General features: G+C 70.9%; 16 protein-coding genes and 1 riboswitch. Of the genes, 8 read left to right on the top strand and 8 right to left on the bottom strand.

The features are described from left to right. Positions 1 to 95: 95 nt before the first annotated feature. Together IE226_RS13085 and IE226_RS13080 are read left to right on the top strand one after the other, a co-directional pair. Positions 96 to 1,436: an NAD(P)/FAD-dependent oxidoreductase gene (locus IE226_RS13085; RefSeq protein WP_190081294.1), complete on the top strand. Its 1,341-nt coding sequence runs from the start codon at positions 96 to 98 to the stop codon at positions 1,434 to 1,436. A 241-nt stretch (positions 1,437 to 1,677) separates the two neighbouring features. After that, positions 1,678 to 3,837 carry a family 20 glycosylhydrolase gene (locus IE226_RS13080; protein ID WP_229870842.1) on the top strand — a complete coding sequence of 720 codons (2,160 nt, stop codon included), beginning with the start codon at positions 1,678 to 1,680 and terminating at the stop codon, positions 3,835 to 3,837. A gap of 109 nt (positions 3,838 to 3,946) precedes the next feature. Here the strand turns inward: IE226_RS13080 and IE226_RS13075 are convergent, their stop codons facing one another. Beyond that, on the bottom strand, positions 3,947 to 5,392 hold the full coding sequence (locus tag IE226_RS13075; RefSeq protein WP_190081293.1) for an NsdA family TPR-like regulatory protein: 1,446 nt from the start codon (positions 5,390 to 5,392) through the stop codon (positions 3,947 to 3,949). Positions 5,393 to 5,610: 218 nt separating this feature from the next. On the opposite strand from IE226_RS13075, the gene lipB reads away from it, so the two are divergent. From lipB to IE226_RS13055, 4 genes are all read left to right on the top strand, one after another. Continuing rightward, entirely contained in the window at positions 5,611 to 6,456 is an 846-nt protein-coding gene (gene lipB, locus IE226_RS13070; protein WP_190081292.1) for a lipoyl(octanoyl) transferase LipB, read from the top strand. Positions 6,457 to 6,573: 117 nt separating this feature from the next. Next, positions 6,574 to 7,539, top strand: a complete 966-nt coding sequence (locus IE226_RS13065; RefSeq protein WP_190081291.1) for a lipoyl synthase — start codon at positions 6,574 to 6,576, stop codon at positions 7,537 to 7,539. 248 nt (positions 7,540 to 7,787) lie between these two features. Continuing rightward, on the top strand, positions 7,788 to 7,991 hold the full coding sequence (locus IE226_RS13060) for an SCO2195 family GlnR-regulated protein (protein ID WP_190081456.1): 204 nt from the start codon (positions 7,788 to 7,790) through the stop codon (positions 7,989 to 7,991). Between the two features lie 30 nt (positions 7,992 to 8,021). Continuing rightward, complete coding sequence (locus IE226_RS13055; RefSeq protein WP_190081290.1) at positions 8,022 to 8,723, top strand: DUF4191 domain-containing protein; 702 nt, start codon at positions 8,022 to 8,024, stop codon at positions 8,721 to 8,723. Positions 8,724 to 8,849: 126 nt separating this feature from the next. Here IE226_RS13055 and IE226_RS13050 read toward each other — a convergent pair whose 3' ends face one another. Continuing rightward, complete coding sequence (locus tag IE226_RS13050; protein WP_190081289.1) at positions 8,850 to 9,317, bottom strand: RDD family protein; 468 nt, start codon at positions 9,315 to 9,317, stop codon at positions 8,850 to 8,852. Between the two features lie 218 nt (positions 9,318 to 9,535). Here IE226_RS13050 and glnA point away from each other — a divergent pair, with 218 nt between their 5' ends. Beyond that, entirely contained in the window at positions 9,536 to 10,945 is a 1,410-nt protein-coding gene (gene glnA, locus IE226_RS13045; protein ID WP_190081288.1) for a type I glutamate--ammonia ligase, read from the top strand. 87 nt (positions 10,946 to 11,032) lie between these two features. Here the strand turns inward: glnA and IE226_RS13040 are convergent, their stop codons facing one another. Continuing rightward, complete coding sequence (locus tag IE226_RS13040) at positions 11,033 to 11,641, bottom strand: CGNR zinc finger domain-containing protein (RefSeq protein WP_190081287.1); 609 nt, start codon at positions 11,639 to 11,641, stop codon at positions 11,033 to 11,035. Between the two features lie 83 nt (positions 11,642 to 11,724). Between IE226_RS13040 and IE226_RS13035 the strand changes: the two genes are divergently transcribed. Continuing rightward, the gene (locus IE226_RS13035) at positions 11,725 to 12,531 is read left to right on the top strand and encodes an MBL fold metallo-hydrolase (protein WP_190081286.1); all 807 of its coding nucleotides are present in this window, start codon (positions 11,725 to 11,727) and stop codon (positions 12,529 to 12,531) included. A 66-nt stretch (positions 12,532 to 12,597) separates the two neighbouring features. On the opposite strand, the gene IE226_RS13030 is transcribed toward IE226_RS13035, so the two are convergent. The 5 genes from IE226_RS13030 to IE226_RS13010 form a co-directional block, all read right to left on the bottom strand. Beyond that, complete coding sequence (locus IE226_RS13030) at positions 12,598 to 13,347, bottom strand: ABC transporter ATP-binding protein (RefSeq protein WP_229870841.1); 750 nt, start codon at positions 13,345 to 13,347, stop codon at positions 12,598 to 12,600. Between the two features lie 287 nt (positions 13,348 to 13,634). Next, positions 13,635 to 14,666, bottom strand: coding sequence for a FecCD family ABC transporter permease (locus IE226_RS13025; RefSeq protein ID WP_190081284.1), 1,032 nt, complete (start codon positions 14,664 to 14,666; stop codon positions 13,635 to 13,637). Then, a complete protein-coding gene (locus tag IE226_RS13020; RefSeq protein WP_190081283.1) occupies positions 14,663 to 15,751 on the bottom strand; it encodes an ABC transporter substrate-binding protein in 1,089 nt (362 codons plus the stop codon). Before IE226_RS13020 ends, IE226_RS13025 begins: the two co-directional genes overlap by 4 nt. Positions 15,752 to 15,817: 66 nt before the next feature. After that, positions 15,818 to 16,003: riboswitch (cobalamin riboswitch) on the bottom strand. 31 nt (positions 16,004 to 16,034) lie between these two features. Beyond that, the gene (locus IE226_RS13015; RefSeq protein ID WP_190081282.1) at positions 16,035 to 16,487 is read right to left on the bottom strand and encodes a VOC family protein; all 453 of its coding nucleotides are present in this window, start codon (positions 16,485 to 16,487) and stop codon (positions 16,035 to 16,037) included. Between the two features lie 5 nt (positions 16,488 to 16,492). Further along, positions 16,493 to 17,365, bottom strand: a complete 873-nt coding sequence (locus IE226_RS13010) for a helix-turn-helix domain-containing protein (protein WP_190081281.1) — start codon at positions 17,363 to 17,365, stop codon at positions 16,493 to 16,495. Between the last annotated feature and the right edge of the window lie 50 nt (positions 17,366 to 17,415).

The raw sequence follows: 17,415 nt of genomic DNA, 5'->3' as shown, positions 1-17,415 counted from the left end.
GCCATGGCTCCTACCCTCGTGCGGAACTCGGTGATTCCGAAGCCCTGTTGAGGGCATGACGTCCCCAGCAGCCGCGCAACCCCGGGGAGGGGCCCGTGCTTGAGCCTGCGCACCATGCGGATGTCGTGATCGTGGGAGCGGGGGTCGCGGGACTCTCGGCCGCCCGTCGGCTGACCAGGGCCGGTGTAACGACCGTCGTCCTGGAGGCCGCCCCTTACGTGGGCGGGCGCATGACCACGGAGAAGGTCGACGGTTTCCGGCTCGACAGAATCGGTCAGCTGCTCACCACGTCATATCCCGAGCTGCGCCGCACGCCGGGTCTCGACGGCCTCGTACTGCGTCCGTTCGTGCCCGGCGTCCTGGTGCACAGCGGCGGTCGGCACCACCGCGCCGTCGAGCCCACAGGGCCCCGGCGCGCAAGGGGCGCACTCACTGCCGCACGCGCCCTCGCAACCGCCCCCCTGGGTCCGCGAACGGCACGGACCGCCCCGCGCACCACCCCGCTCGGCGGCGCGCTCGACCAGGCCCGGCTCGGCGCGGCACTCGCCAAGCTGGCGGCGACACCCCCGGAGCGCCTCCTGGCCCGCCCCGAACTACCGGCCGCGCAAGCCCTCTTCGCCCGCGGCCTGCCCGCGCGCACCGTCAACGGCTTCCTGCGCCCGCTGCTCTCGGCGCTCCTCTGCGACCCGGACCTGACGACGTCGAGCCGGTGCGCGGACCTCGCCCTGCGCTCCTTCGCGCGTGGCCGGCTGTGCCTGCCCGAGGGCGGCGCCGAGGTGCTGCCCGAGCTCCTGGCCGCCGCGCTGCCCCCGGGGACGGTGCACACCGGCGTGCGTGTCACAGCCGTCTCCACGACCTCGGTCACGACCGCGGACCACGGCGAAGTGAGCTGCCGCGCCGTCCTGTTGGCCACCGACGCCCGCGCCGCCGCCGACCTGCTCCCCGGCCTGCGCGTACCGCCCTTCCACCAGGTGACCGTGCTGCACCACGCGGCCACCGAACCGCCGCTCGCCGAACCCGCCCTGCTCCTTGACGCCGACCGCTCGGGACCGGTCGCGCACACGGCCGTGATCAGCCATGTCGACCCCTCACGCGCCCCCGCGGGCCGGGCGCTCATCTCGTCGACCGTGCTCGGCCCGCCGCCAGACGAGCGCGCCGTGCTCGCCCATCTCGCCGATCTGTACGGCACATCGACCGCCGGGTGGGAGACCCTCGCCGTCCATCACACGCGCGAGGCGGTGCCCGCGATGCCGCCCCCGCACGATCCGCGCCGCCCGGTGAGGCTGCTCTCGGGGCTCTACGTGTGCGGGGCGCACCGGGACACCAGCACGGTGCAGGGCGCGCTGTACTCGGGGCGCCGTGCCGCGCGGGCCGTGCTCGCGGACCTGGGCGCGGGTCCCGCCCATGGCTCGGGGCAGCTTCCGATGGCCGCCTGACCCATCCGACCTATACGCCACCGCCGACGACTTCTGCCGACCGATACGCAAGCCTCCGTGGCAGCCTCGACCTGCTCGCGCGAAGACTCCCCCTCCCCCGCGCATCCCTGCAACCCCCCTTGCCACACCCGTACCCCACGGCTACGGTCCCACCGGATCGCCAAGCCGCGGGAGGACTCACGTGCGTCGCACCATCCCGGTGATACCGCTCATCCTCGGCCTATTCATGGGAGGTCTGTCTTTGCCGACCACCGCAACCGCCACGGAGGCCGCAGCGACGTCCGTCGCATCCGTCGTCCCCCGCCCCACCGACTGGACCGCGCTCGACGGCCGTACGAAACTCACCGGGCACACCCGCATCCTGATCGACCCGCGCACCGCCTACGCCACCGCACTCCCCTCGGGCCGCGCCGAATTCCCCGGCCCGGCACGCCAGTCCGTACGCCAGCTCGCCACCCAACTCCGTACGGAGATCAAGCAGCTCACCGGCATCACACCCCGGATCGCCCACCACACGGGCCACCGAACGGGCCGGCCCACGGACCACCCCGCCGACGGAGACATCACGCTCGGCCTCACCACCGAGGGGAAGCTCGGCGCGGAGGGCTACACCTTCGACAGCGCGGGCCCGATCCGCATCGAGGCCGCCTCCACCCACGGCCTCTACTACGGCACCCGCACCCTCCTCCAGCTCCTGCGCGCAACGGCCGACGATCACCGCGCCGTCCCCCGCGCCCGCTCCGCCGACCGCCCCGCGCAGGCGATCCGCATGGTCCATCTCGACGCGGGCCGCAAGTACTGGCAGCTCTCCTACCTGGAGAACCTGATCCGCAGGATGGGCGACCAAAAGCTCAACACCCTCTTCCTGCACCTCTCCGAGTCCGAGGGCTTCCGCCTGCACAGCCCGAAGTTCCCCGGCCTCGCCGACCCCGACCACAGCTACAGCCGCGCCGACATCGAGCGCCTGAAGGCCTTCGCGGCCCGCCATCACGTCCAGTTGATGCCAGGACTGGAACTCCCCGGCCACGCCACCGTGATCAGCGAGGCTTTCGGCATCGGCTTCGGGTCGGGCGCCGGCGCGTGCTCCGGCGCGCACACGCACTCGCATCTCACGCCTGACTGGATCATCGACATGACCAGCGACAAGGCGATCGCGAAGTCGAAGGAGATCGTCGACGAATTCGCGGGCTGGTTCGACGCGCCGCTGTTCTCGATCGGCGCCGAGGAGGTGCCCGGTCAGCTCGCGGATTGCCCGCGCGTGAAGAACTACCTGGCGAGCGCACCGGACGTGGCCACGCTCGGCGACCTCCTCAACCGCTACATCAACACCCTGGACGACGTGGTCACTTCACACGGCAAGCGCACGGCCGTCTACAACGGATCCGAGCATCTGACGGCACCGCAGCAGCAGGTCCACGCCCCGGTCGTCTTCCTCACCTGGGAGGGCACGGAGGCCGAGCCCGGGATCCCGGGCCACGACGAGATCGCCATCGGCCCCTTCTACGACACCCCGAACAACTACCACCACCTGTATCCGGACGAGCCCTGGATGTACGACGACTGGGCGCCGAGCACCGCCCCGGACATGCTCGGCTCCGGCGTCACCAACTGGGCCGACTACAACTTCTGGGCCGACGACGGCTACTTCGAACAGAGCATGGCGGGCGCCCGCGCGATCCTCGCCGACCGCGCATGGAACAAGTCCGCGACCCCGGACACGCTCGCCGACTTCAGGGCCCGTGCCGCCCGTATAGGCGACCCTCCGGGCACAACGCCACCGCCACCGCCACCGCGGGTCGAGGGGCGGCCCAGCCACCACTGGACGTTCGACGACGCGTCGTACCCCAGCGGCTGGACGTACGCGGGCAGTCCCGGCAACACGATCCTCGCCGAGGACGTGGCGGGTGGCCTGTCCGGCACCTCGTACATCATCAACAACCCCACCCCCGTGCCGGGCGTGCGCGGCCAGGCCTGGCGCTTCGACTCCGACCGGGACGGCGTGGGCTTCGGCGGTCTCGACGTCGCCGAGCCGTGGACCGCGTCCGTGCGGGTCCGCCCGACCGCCCGGACCGGGGACCAGGTGCTGCTCAGCTCCAAGGCGGGCGCGCTGAAGCTGATGCAGCACGGCACCGGCAAGGTCGGCTTCACGCGGTACGGAGCGGCCGATTTCAGCTTCGACCACACGCTGCCGCTCGACCGCTGGACCCGGCTGACGTGGGTGACGACTCCGGGACACACCACCCTGTACGCCGACGGGAAGCGGATCGGCTCCGTCGCGGCGTCGATTCCCCTGCCGCTGCGGTCCATCGGCACGGAGAAGGCGAGCTTGCGGGGCGACCTCGACGAACTCATCACATGGGACGAGGCGCTCACCCCGGAGGAGGTCGCACGCCTGCGCTGAACCGTGCGCCCGAGGGCATGTGTAAGGGGCGGGCCTGCGCAGACCCGCCCCTTACACCGCACCCGAGCGCCCGAGCTTCGAGCACCCGAGCACCCGAGCTCCCGAGCCCTCAGCTCAGCGCCGACACCCGGTCCCGGTACCCCCGCACCGCCGCCGCGTCCCTGTACGGCTCAAGACGCCGCTCGAAGTCGCGTACGTACTCGACCGCCCGCACCGACCGCATCTCGCCCGCCGCCTGCGCCGCCTCCGCGCCCAGCTGGCAGGCCTGCTCCAGCTCGCCGAGGCCCAGGCGCGAGGTGGCGAGCACCACCCGGCAGAACAGGCGGCTGCGGGCGTACCCGGGAGCGCGCAGTTGGAGCGAGCGCTCCGCGTGCTGGGCGGCCACGCGGTACTGCTGGAGGTCGCGGTGGCAGTGCCCGAACTCGTCCGCGAGCTGCGCCTCGTCGAAGAAACGCGCCCAGTAGGGGACTTCGTCGCCCGGCCGTGCCGTCTCCAGGGCGCGCTCGGCCCGCACCATCGACGCCGTGCAGGCCCGCACCTCGCCGAGCACCCCGTGCCCGCGCGCCTCCACCGAGTGCAGCAGGGCCTGTACGACGGGCGGCGCCGACGATCCGACGCCCTGCTGGGCCACCCGAGCCAGCTGCACCGCCTCTCTGCCGTGCCCGAGATAGACGGCCTGCCGGCTCATCGTGACCAGGACGTACGAGCCGTACGCGCGGTCGCCCGCCGCCTGCGAGAGCCGCAGCGCCTGGACGTAATAGCGCTGGGCGAGCCCGTGGGCCGCGATGTCGTACGAGGTCCAGCCCGCGAGCCGGGTGAGGTCGGCGGCTGCGGCGAAGAGCCGCCGTCCGGCCTGTTCGCCGTACGTGCCGCGCAGCATCGGCTCGGCCTCGTGCTCCAGATAGCGCACGAGTGCCTGCCGGGCGTGCCCGCCGCCGTACGCGTGGTCGAGCGCCCGGAAGAGTTCGCCGACGGAGCGCAGGGCCGAGATGTCGCCGCTCGTCACCCTCGCCCCGGCGCCGCGCTCTGGCTCCTTGCGCTGGCGGGGCACGGCCGGGCGGCCCTGCGTGGGCACGCGGCCGCCGTTGAGGCCGTGGTCACCACGCCCCACCCGGTCGTCGGCGCGGCCGATGAGCCAGTCCCTGCTCGGGACGACGAGCCCTGCCGGGGTGAAGGCGATCTTCCGCAGCTCGGCGTGGCTCCCGGAGTCCTTGCGCCAGAGCCCGCCCACGATGTCGATCGCCTCTTCGGGGCTCGCCGCGAACTCAAGACCGGCGTACACCGGCGCGCACGCGTCGAGCCCGAGATCCTGCGCGGAAAGTCTGCGCCCCAACCGCCGCGTGAAGACCTCCGCGATGAGGGCTGGCGTGGTGCCACGCGGCTGCTGGCCGCGCAGCCACCGGGTCACCGATGTCTTGTCGTACCGCAGATCGAGACCGTGCTCGAGACCCAGCTGATCGACGCGGCGCGCGAGCCCCGCATTGGAGAAGCCGGCTTCTGAGATGAGTGCGGCTAGCTGGCGGTTTGGCGTGCGCTGCGGAGGTCGTTCCGTCATCAGCTGTGCGGTCTCCTGCCTTTCGGGCGTTGCTTGAGCAGCCCTTATGGCTCCGTGGACGGCGTGAATGTAGCGGCCCCCACCGGCCTCATCCCGGCCTTCGACCCGCGTTCATCCGATCGTGTGAGGATTGACCGGAGGACTGACGAGAATCCGCGGCCCGTACAGTGGCTGGGGCGCGATATGTGCACGGTGCAGGTTCTAGGGAGGCACTTGCCGTGAGTGAGTTTCAGTTCGTCCGTCTCGGCTTCGGCCCGGACGCGGTCGAGTACCAGGAGGCCTGGGACGAGCAGCGCCGCGTGCACGCCGGCCGTTTCGCCGACGAACTCCCGGACACGTGTCTGCTGCTCGAGCACCCGCCGGTCTACACCGCGGGCCGCCGCACCGAGGACAGCGAGCGCCCGCTGGACGGCACCCCCGTGGTGGACGTGGACCGCGGCGGCAAGATCACCTGGCACGGCCCCGGCCAGCTCGTGGGCTACCCGATCCAGAAGCTGCCGCGCCCGGTGGACGTCGTAGCACATGTACGCCGTCTTGAAGAGGCTCTTATCCGTACGTGTGCGGAGTTCGGCCTGGAAACGTCCCGCGTCGAGGGCCGCAGCGGTGTATGGGTCCTCGGCGACCCCGTCGAGGAGCGTCCGGCGCTCGGCGGCCTGACCCTTGACTTCGACCCCCGGACGCAGGACGACGAGTTCGACGCCCGGTTCAACGGTCCGGAGTACGCCCCGTCCAACGCGGGCCAGCGCCGCGAGGACCGCAAGATCGCGGCCATCGGCATCCGCGTCGCCAAGGGCGTGACGATGCACGGCTTCGCGCTGAACGTGAACCCGGACAACACCTGGTTCGACAAGATCATCCCGTGCGGCATCCGGGACGCCGGCGTGACTTCGCTCTCGTACGAACTGGGCCGCGAGGTCACGATCGCCGACGTCCTGCCCGTCGCCGAGAAGCACTTGCGGGACGTCCTGGAGAACGCGGAACTCAAGCCGCGGGTCGTGGAGAAGACGGCCGGGAACGCCGAAAACACGGTTGAGCGCCCGGAAGCAGAGAAGGCGACCGCCTAGCCGGCACGGGCTTCGGGGAATGCACCCCGTCGGCCGGAGGTTGGCCGAGCGTAAGCCCAACGACATCACGGGCGTACCCTGGTGTGCGCCGAAGAATCGAAGCTACAGGGAGCCGATGTGTCCGCAGTCGCACCCGACGGACGCAAGATGCTGCGCCTGGAGGTCCGGAACGCCCAGACCCCCATCGAGCGCAAGCCCGAGTGGATCAAGACTCGGGCGAAAATGGGCCCCGAGTACACGAAGATGCAGAACCTCGTGAAGAGCGAGGGCCTGCACACGGTCTGCCAGGAGGCGGGCTGTCCCAACATCTACGAGTGCTGGGAAGACCGCGAGGCCACCTTCCTCATCGGCGGTGACCAGTGCACCCGGCGCTGCGACTTCTGCCAGATCGACACGGGCAAGCCGCAGGCGCTCGACCGCGACGAGCCCCGTCGCGTCGGTGAGTCCGTCGTCACGATGGACCTGAACTACGCCACGATCACCGGCGTCGCCCGCGACGACCTGGACGACGGCGGCGCCTGGCTGTACGCGGAGACCGTTCGCCAGATCCACGCGATGACGGCGGAGCGCGCGGAGGGCCAGACCAAGGTCGAGCTGCTCATCCCCGACTTCAACGCGGACCCCGACCAGCTGGCCGAGGTCTTCTCCTCGCGCCCCGAGGTCCTCGGGCACAACGTGGAGACCGTGCCGCGCATCTTCAAGCGCATCCGCCCCGGCTTCCGCTTCGAGCGCTCGCTGGAGGTCATCACCCGCGCCCGTGAGGCCGGTCTGGTCACCAAGTCGAACCTCATCCTGGGCATGGGCGAGGAGCGCGAGGAGATCAGCGAGGCGCTGCACGCGCTGCACGACGCGGGCTGCGAGCTCATCACGATCACGCAGTACCTGCGCCCGACGCCGCGCCACCACCCCGTGGAGCGCTGGGCCAAGCCGCAGGAGTTCGTGGAGCTGAAGGAGGAGGCCGAGGAGATCGGCTTCTCCGGCGTCATGTCTGGACCGCTGGTCCGCTCCTCGTACCGCGCGGGGCGCCTCTACCAGATGGCGATCGAGAAGCGCGGGGCCTACGTCGCTTCGCAGGCGGTCTGATCCTCCCGGAGCAGCCCGACTGTGTGAATCGGCGCACAAGTGACTACTGACCAGTAGTGGCCGAGATGACGCGGCCCGTACAGTCCCCGCAGGTGAGGGGTCCGTACGGGCCGCGTCAGGGTTTTACGGCCCGGCGTCAGGGCTTCATCCGTGTTTGACCGGCCAGTCACGCCCTGGTAACACCAATCAGTGACCCTGGAATTACCCCACGTACAGCCCTACCCATGACCGCCCAGGAGGGCCCCACCATGCAGGCCGCGCCCGTACGCGCCACCGCCATCCCGTCCGTCACCGACGCACTGCGCGCCGTCGAGTCGATCCTCATGAGCGGCGGCCAGCGCACCGCCCGCCGCAACGCCTGGACATCCGTGCTCGACGACCGGCGCCGCGCCAAGGACCGGGCGGAGGCGCTGCGCGTGCTCGAAGAGGCCATGCCAACCCACACGTCGTAGTCACTTCCAGGGGCACGTAGACTTCACGACATGGCGAGGAAGGAAACCGCGGCGGACGCCGCGAACCCCGGGCGACTCAAGCAGATCGCTCAGACCTACAAGATGACCCGCAGGGCCGATCCGCGGATCGGTCTCATCATCGCGGCTGTGGGAATCGTCACCTTTGGTGTCTTCCTCGCGATCGGCTTCTTGATCGGTCACCCGATCTATCTCGGCATTCTCGGCTTTGTGCTCGCCTTCCTCGCGATGGCGATCGTCTTCGGGCGCAGGGCCGAGCGTGCCGCCTTCGGGCAGATGGAGGGCCAGCCCGGTGCGGCGGCCGCGGTGCTCGACAAGATCGGCCGCGGCTGGACGACGACCCCGGCGGTGGCGATGAACCGCAGCCAGGACGTCGTGCACCGCACGGTCGGCAAGGCGGGCATCGTGCTCGTCGCCGAGGGCAACCCGAACCGCGTGAAGAGCCTGCTGGCCGCCGAGAAGAGGCGGATGGCCCGCGTCGTCTCCGACGTCCCGGTCCACGACGTCATCGTCGGCACCGGCGAGGGCCAGGTCCCGCTGAAGAAGCTGCGTACGACGCTTCTGAAGCTGCCCCGCGTCCTCCAGGGCCCCCAGGTCACGGCGACGAACGACCGGCTGCGCGCGATGGGGGACCTCATGAGCAACATGCCGCTCCCGAAGGGGCCCATGCCGAAGGGCATGCGGATGCCTCGCGGCGGCCCGAAGATGCGGTAACTCCCCGCCTCTGCCTCTACTCGTCACTGCGTGACGTACTTGCCTCTACGTGACGAAGGCCCCGGAACCGATCGGTTCCGGGGCCTTCGTCGTGCGCTGAACGCTCTGCTCATTGAATCCTCGGGGTCAGATCCGCACCTGGACGGCGCGGGCGAGACGCTCGTGCAGGCCGCGGCCGTCGCGGTCCCAGATCAGGGCGGGGATGCCAACGCACAGCAGCACGCTGCGCAGGAGGACCCGGCCGAAGCCGAGGCGACCGCCGCCCTCGGCGACGACGCGCAGCCGGAGGAGGGCCTTGCCGGGGGTGCAGCCGACCGTGCCGACCGTCAGGACGGTCATCACGAAGAAGATGCCGAGCGCCCAGTTCCCCATCGCCTGCATGTCACCGCGAGCGAACAGACCGTATGCGATGAGCATGCACAGGGCCCAGTCCACCGCGAGGGCGCCCATGCGCCGCCCGGGCCGGGCGATCGAACCCGGCCCCTCCCTCGGCAGGCCGAGCTGTTCGCCGCGGTATCCGAAGTCGACGCCCGCGTCCTCCGCCGCCGCACGGGGGCCGGAGAGCCACGATCCGATTACTTGCCTGTTGTCCACCCGTCCACGGTACTGCGCCCGTTTTCGTACGAGGACGCTCGGGGTAGGGCGAATGACACCTGGCCCGAACCCGCCGCGGTTAACTTCGGCGAAACAAATGGGTCATGCTTGAGAAATCCCCCGTCCCTATGGTCGGGTCCCAGCGTGTGCCACCGCACTGGCCGCACAACGAGCTGCAACCCCGTCCCCGCCTGGGGGTCGGGAGTAGGAGGAGTTGGATGTTCCAGAACGCCGACGACGCAAAGAAGTTCATCGCGGACGAGGACGTGAAGTTCGTAGATGTCCGGTTCTGCGACCTGCCCGGAGTGATGCAGCACTTCACGATCCCGGCAGCGGCGTTCGACCCGAACGAGGAGCTGGCGTTCGACGGATCGTCGATCCGCGGCTTCCAGGCCATCCACGAGTCCGACATGGCGCTGCGCGCGGACCTGTCGACCGCCCGGGTCGACCCCTTCCGCCGCGACAAGACCGTCAACATCAACTTCTTCATCCACGACCCGATCACGGGCGAGCAGTACAGCCGTGACCCGCGCAACATCGCCAAGAAGGCCGAGGCCTACCTCGCGTCGACCGGCATCGCGGACACCGCGTACTTCGGTCCCGAGGCCGAGTTCTACGTCTTCGACAACGTCCGCTTCCAGACGTCGGCGAACGAGAGCTTCTACCACATCGACTCCGAGGCGGGCGCCTGGAACACCGGTGCGGTCGAGAACAACCGCGGCTACAAGGTCCGCTACAAGGGCGGCTACTTCCCCGCCCCGCCGGTCGACCACTTCGCCGACCTGCGTGCCGAGATCTCCCTGGAGCTGGACAAGAACGGCCTTCAGGTCGAGCGCCAGCACCACGAGGTCGGCACGGCCGGCCAGGCGGAGATCAACTACAAGTTCAACACGCTGCTCGCCGCGGCCGACGACCTGATGCTCTTCAAGTACATCGTGAAGAACGTCGCCTGGCGCAACCAGAAGACCGCGACCTTCATGCCGAAGCCGATCTTCGGTGACAACGGCTCGGGCATGCACGTCCACCAGTCGCTGTGGTCCAACGGCGACCCGCTGTTCTACGACGAGCAGGGCTACGCCGGCCTCTCGGACACCGCCCGCTACTACATCGGCGGCATCCTCAAGCACGCCCCCTCGCTGCTCGCCTTCACCAACCCGACGGTGAACTCGTACCACCGCCTGGTCCCGGGCTTCGAGGCCCCGGTCAACATGGTGTACTCGCAGCGCAACCGCTCGGCGGCCATGCGTATCCCGATCACGGGCTCGAACCCGAAGGCCAAGCGCGTCGAGTTCCGCGCGCCGGACCCGTCCTCGAACCCGTACCTGGCGTTCTCGGCGCTCCTGATGGCCGGCCTCGACGGCGTCAAGAACAAGATCGAGCCGCCGGAGCCGATCGACAAGGACCTCTACGAGCTGGCTCCCGAGGAGCACGCGGGCGTCGCCCAGGTCCCGACCTCCCTCCCCGCGGTCCTCGACGCCCTCGAGGCGGACAACGAGTACCTCCAGGCGGGCGGCGTCTTCACGGCCGACCTGATCGAGACGTGGATCGACTACAAGCGCACGAACGAGATCGCCCCGATCCAGCTGCGCCCGCACCCGCACGAGTTCGAGCTTTACTTCGACATCTAGGCCGACTGAGCCGTCAGGTCTGACACAGCAGCGAGGGCCGCCGCCTCCCCCGGGAGGCGGCGGCCCTCGCTGTTTGTCGTGTGTCGCTCAGGTCGTCTTCGGCTGGGTGCGGCGGGCGTACGCGCGGGCCGCGCGGGCTCTGTCGCCGCATCTCGTGGAGCACCAGTGGCGGCGGCCGTGGCGTAGCAGGTAGCGGTTGCAGGGTGGGGAGCCGCAGGCCGTGAGGCGGGTGACGTCGGGGGCCGTGAGGAGGGTCGCCGCGTCCGCGGCGAGGGTCGCCAGGGCGTGTTCGACGATCTGCGTGGTGGGGTGGGACGCGGCGCGGTGGAGGCCGCGGGCGGGGTCCCAGTGGAGGAGGGAGGCCGCGGGTGCCTTGGTCAGGGCTTCGTTGACGGCGGCGAGTGCGCTTGCCGGGGGCGCGCAGCCGTTCAGCCTGGCCGCGAGCAGGGCCCGGATCTGTTCGCGCAGGGTGCGCAGCTGAGCCGTGCACATCTCCTGGAGGCCCGCGTCCGCCGGGGCCAGGTCGCGGTCGGCGAGCCACTGGTTCGCGGCTTCCGGGGTGCCGAGGAAGTCGGCGAACTGGCCGCCGGGCAGGGCGATGGCGCTGTTGGCGAAGTCCAGTGCGGGGTACTGCTCCGCACCCGGCGCGGGCGGTGGCGCCGACTCCGCGGTCAGGGTTTCTTTCACGTATCTCATGTTACGCCTTGCCTTCATCCGTGAGAAACGGTTACGGTTTCTCACGGATTAACCTTCCCCCAACCGTGAGGCATGTGTCTGTCATGGCTGCTGCTTTCGGCACGTCCGGTTCGAGCGACGAGCAGATCCCCGTCCGCGTCTTCGGCGGTCCCACCGCCTTCTTCGAGTACGGCGGTCTCAGGTTCCTCACCGACCCGACCTTCGACGCCCCCGGCGACTACCCGGCCCCGGGCGGCCCCGGCCTGACCAAGACCGCGCCCGCCGCCATCACCCCGGACGACCTCGGCCCCGTCGACGTCGTCCTGCTCTCCCACGACGAGCACCCCGACAACCTCGACACCTCCGGTCGCGCCCTGCTCACCGGCGTACCGCTCACCCTCACCACCCCCGGCGGCGGGCTCCGCCTGCGCGAGAGCCTCGGGGACAAGGTGAAGGGGCTCGGCGACTGGGAGTCCGTCGAGCTCGACCGGCCCGGCGGCGGGCACGTCACCGTGACCGGCGTCCCCGCCGTCCACGGGCCCGGCAGGCGCGAGGACGTCGAGCCGATCACCGGTGAGGTCGTCGGCTTCGTCCTGACCGGCGAGGGCCTGCCCACGGTGTACGTCAGCGGGGACAACGCCTCGCTCGAAGCGGTCCGGGAGACGGCGGCGCGGTTCGGGGCGGTGGACACCGCCGTCCTCTTCGCCGGTGCTCCCCGCTTCCCCATCCTGTTCGAGGGCGCGCCCATCGTCCTCGACAGCAACCAGGCCGCCGAGGCCGCGAAGATCCTCGGGGCGCGGCGGGTCGTCCCCGTCCACTTCGACAGCTGGGCCCACTTCACCGAGGGACGGGACGATCTGGTGTCCGCCTTCGCCGCCGCGGGGCTCGCCGAACGGCTGCGGTTGGGCTGACAAGCCTGGAGGGGCTGGAGGGACTGGAGGGGCATAAGAGGCTGGTGCGGCTGGAGGGGCTTCAGTTCATCGGCGCAGGTAGCGGATCGACGGCCGCGACTCCGGGCCGTCGTCCGCCGGCGTCACCACCGCACGCACCCCGTACACCTTCTCGATCAGTTCCTCCGTGATCACCTCGGACGGGGTGCCCGCCGCGTGGGCCACGCCCTCGCGCAGGACCAGTACGTGATCGCAGAACATGGCGGCCAGGTTCAGGTCGTGCAGGGCGATCACGCTGGTCAGGGGGAGGTCCGCCACCAGGGACAGGAGGTCCAGTTGGTGCTGGATGTCCAGGTGGTTGGTCGGTTCGTCCAGGAGGAGTTCACGAGGGTCCTGCGCCAACGCCCGCGCGATCTGGACCCGTTGGCGTTCGCCGCCCGAGAGCGTGTGCCAGGACTGGGAAGCCCGGTCGGCGAGACCCGTGCGGGTCAGGGCCTCGTGGACCGCCTCGTCGTCCCGGTGCGTCGAGGGCGACCACGGTCTGCGGTGCGGGATGCGGCCCAGGCGTACGACCTCCTCCACCGACAGCTCGACCTGCGTGGTGGCGTCCTGGTCGACCACGGCCACCCTGCGGGCGACCGTGCGGCGGCCCGCCTCCCGCAGGGGCATGCCGTCCAGGGTGACCACGCCCGACGCCGGGGCCAGGACACCCGCCAGGACGCGCAGGAGCGTGGACTTGCCCGACCCGTTCGGGCCGAGCAGGCCGACCGTGGCGCCGGGGGGCGGGGCCAGTGTCACCCCGTCGATGATGAGGTGACCGCCGGCTGTTCTGGACACGCGGTCGGCGCGCAGGCCGGAGTCGGGGTGCGGGGTGGAGCCCGTGTGCGGGGTGGAGTCGGGGGGTGGGGTGGAGTCGGGGGGCGGGGTGGAGTCCGTGCGCCGGCCGGAGTCGCGATGCGGGCCAGAGCCCGTGCGCGAGCCAGAGTCCGTGCGCCGGCCGGAGTCGCCATGCAGGCCAGAGCCCGTGCGCGGGCCAGAACCCGTGCGCGGGCCAGAGTCGCCATGCAGGCCGAAGTCGCTATGCGGGCCGAAGTCGCGATGCCGGCCCGAGTCCGTGTTCGGGGTCATGTCGTCTTCCGGGTGCGATAGAGGACCAGGACGAATGCCGGGACGCCGATCAGGGACGTCACCACGCCCACCGGGACCTCCTGCGGGTCCAGGACCGTACGGGCCAGCGTGTCCACCCACACCAGGAACACCGCGCCCGCGAGCGCCGTGACCGGCAGGAGGCGCGCGTGCCCCGAGCCGACCAGGGCGCGGGCCGCGTGCGGAAGGACCAGGCCCACGAAGCCGATGGCCCCCGCGCTGCTGACGAGCGCCGCCGTCAGAAGGGCCGTGACGCAGAGCAGCAGGAGGCGGGTGCGGGTCACGTGCACCCCCAGCGTCGCCGCCGCGTCCTGGCCGAACACGAACGCGTCCAGGGTGCGGGCATGCGCCAGGCAGATGACGAGCGCGAGGACGAGCACCGCCCCGCACAGCCAGACGTCCGTCCAGCCGACCCCGCTCAGCGAGCCGAGCAGCCAGAACAGGACGCCCCGCGTCGTCTCCGCGTCACCCGCCGTGAGGATCACGAACGAGGTGAGCGCCGAGAACAGCTGCATCGCCGCCACTCCGGAGAGCACGACCCGGTCGGCGCTCCCGCCCAGGGCGTGGCTGAGCAGCAGGACGAGGGCGAACGACACGACGGCGCCCACGAACGCGCCCGCCGAGATCGACACCGCTCCCCCGCCGACCCCGAGGACGACGATCGCGACCGCCCCCGTGGACGCGCCCGACGAGACGCCGAGCACGAACGGGTCGGCGAGCGGGTTGCGCAGGAGGGACTGGAGGACCGTTCCGCAGACCGCGAGGCCAGCGCCGCAGACCGCCGCGAGGAGCGTGCGCGGCATGCGCAGGTTCCAGACGATGCCGTCCCGGATCGGCGTCAGTGTCGCCTCGCCCCGTCCGAGGTGGGCCGCCACCGCCGACCACACGTCCGGTACGGAGATGTCCGCCGGCCCGATGGTGACGGCCACCGCCACGGAGAGGACGAGGGCGGCGAGGCCCGCCGTCCAGAGCAGGGCGGAACGTATGCAGCCGGGCGCGGCTGCCCTCACTTGGCGAGGCCGAACTCGCGCAAGGCGTCGGCGACTTGTTCCACGCCGTCCACCGTACGGATGGTCGGGTTCATGGCCTGGCCGCTGAGCAGTACGTACCGCTTCTTCTTCACGGCGGTCAGGTTCTTGGTGGCCGGGTTGGACTCCAGGAACTCGATCTTCTTCTTCGCGCTCTCGGCCGTCTGCGACTTGCGGGTGAGGTCGCCGATGACCAGGACGTCGGGGTCGCGGTCCGCCACCGTCTCCCAGTTGATCTGGGGCCATTCCTCGCGGGTGTCGTCGAAGACGTTCTTCACGCCGAGTTCGCGGGTGATGATGCCCGGCGCTCCGCAGCAGCCCGCGATGTAGGGAGCGTCGGAGTTGGCGAACCAGTAGAGGAGGGAAGTACCGGACGCGTCGGCTTTCTCGATGGTCTTCCTGGCCTTCGCCACCCGGCCCTTGAGATCCGCGATGAGGCGCTCGCCGCGCTTCTCGACCCCGAAGGCCTCGGCCAGGTCCCGCACCTCGCCGTAGACCGTGTCCATGGTCAGCGTCTTGACGCGCTTGCCGTCGCCGTCGCCGCTGTTGTCCTTGCCCGCGCAGTCGGACGGCGAGACATAGGCGGGTACGCCGAGTTCGGCGAACTTGGCGCGGTCGGCGACGCCGCCCTTGCTGACCGTCGCCATGAAGGAGGCGGTGACGAAGTCCGGCTCCTTGGCGAGGACCTTCTCGAACGAGGGGTACCTGTCGGCCAGCCGGTCGACCTTGGCGTTCTCCTTCTCAAGGCCCTTGCGGACCGGGTCCGTCCAGGTACCGGTGCCGACCATGCGGTCCGCGAGGCCGAGGGAGAGCAGGATCTCGGTGGAGCCCTGATCGAGGGAGACCGCACGCCGCGGCGGCGCCTTGATCTCCGCCTTCCTGCCGCAGGAGGTGAGGGTGACCGGGTAGCCGTCGGCCTTCTCGGCCGAGGAACCCGATGAGCCCGATGAACCCGATGCGCCTGAGGAGCCCGAGGAGCCTCCGGACGAGCCGCAGGCACTCAGGGTGACGGCCAGGGCCGCGGCGAGAAAGCCGGTTATACGTACACGACGGGCTGTGGAGGACACACGATCCCTTGAGTCTCACGGCTCATACGCGGAGCCTGGCCTGCTTCATCACCTCCGCCGCTCGGTGCGCGGGCAAAGGCGCCAGCAGGTCTTCGGACTCGGGGATCGGCCGGACGGGGCGCCTTCCCGGGCGTCCGTGGACGCCCAGTGGCCGTGGCCCCGCCCGTTCCCCCTCACCGCTGCGCGTCAGTTCCGGATTCGCACCGGATTCCCTGGCCCTGGTGTGGGTTGACTGGCGCTCGCAAGCTATCACGCGAGGTCAGCGAGGCTGCCGTCAAGCCGGTCAGGATGCCCCGTCGGGCCGCGGCGCGCCGCGGTAGGTGCCGAAGGACCACTTGTTGCCCTCGGGGTCGGCGATCGCGAACTCCCGGCTGCCGTACGGCTGGTCCTCGATCTCCCGGATGATCTTCACGCCGGCCGCGGTGAGCCGCTGGTAGAGGTCGTCCACGTGGTCGGTGACGACGTACGTGCCGAAGGTGTCCGGCTTCAGGCACCAGTCTCCGGTTCCGTCGTCGTACGAGCCGAGCATGATCGCGCCGCCCTCGGGCCAGTCGAGCTCGGCGTGGGCGACGCTGCCGCCGTCCTCGTAGACGGCGGTGCGCAGGAAGCCGACCGTGCCGACCAGGAAGTCGATCAGGGCGGGGGCGTCGTGCGCCTGGAGGGTCGGCCAGACGCTGGGAGCGCGCCCGGCGGAAGGGGACTGGGGCTGCTGGTTCTGCTTCTCGGTGGTGTTCATGGGTTCTACTCTTCGCCCCCGCCATGGCTCCCGGCTTGGATATTCCGGCACTCTTCGGCCAGCCAGCCGCTGGGGCTCACCCCGGTGTACTGCCGGAAGTCCCGCACCAGGTGGGAGTGGTCGTAGTACCCGCAGTCGGCGGCGACGCGGGCCAGGTCAGGGGCGGCGCCCGACGCGACGGAGCGCACCACGGCGTTGCGTGCGCGCTGGAAGCGCATCAGGCGGCCCGCCTGCTTCGGGCTCAGGCCCGTCTCGGCGCGGAAGAGCGTGGTGAGGCGGCGCTCGCTGAGCGCGACGTGCCGGGAGAGGCCGCGCAGGGTGCCGATACCCCGGTGCCGGGCCAGCCAGGCCCAGGCCTCGGCGACCTCAGGACGTACGGCTCCTGCGGCATCGGCGTCGGCATCGGCCGCGCGCCGCCGCAGGTAGGCGGACAGCGAGTCGAACCGCTGCTCCCAGCCGTTCTGCTCGCACAGCAGCTCCCGTACGTCGGCGGCGTGGCGCCCCATCACTTCCGCGCCCGGCGTCACCAGGTCGCCCGCCAGCTCCGACGCCGGTACGCCGAAGAGGGCGCGGGCGGCGAGCGGGTGCACGGCGAGCTGGATGCCCGCCTCGTGCTCGGGCCGTACGACGTACGCAGGGGTCTGGTGCAGGCCGCCCAGGACGATGTCCGTGCGCGTGGCGTCGGGGCCGGTCGCGTGCTCGGGGCTGTGGCCGGTGGCGACGGGGCCGTCCAGCGAGAAGATCAGCGTCAGATACGGGGACGGCAGGCCGCGGTGCAGGCCCGGCTGCTCGCCCGACGTGCGGTAGCCGACGGCGGACACCACCATGCCGTCGAGCCGCGGAGCGGCCCGTACGAACTCCGGGGAGACGGTCTCCATGCCTTCCAGTATGCGGCGGGCGCCGCTCCGGAGCAGGCCCGCAAAAGCGT

Source organism: Streptomyces longisporoflavus, from assembly GCF_014649775.1.
GTDB lineage: Bacteria > Actinomycetota > Actinomycetes > Streptomycetales > Streptomycetaceae > Streptomyces > Streptomyces longisporoflavus.
Note: the sequence above shows the minus strand (reverse complement) of the source record. Positions and strands in the feature narration are given on the sequence as shown.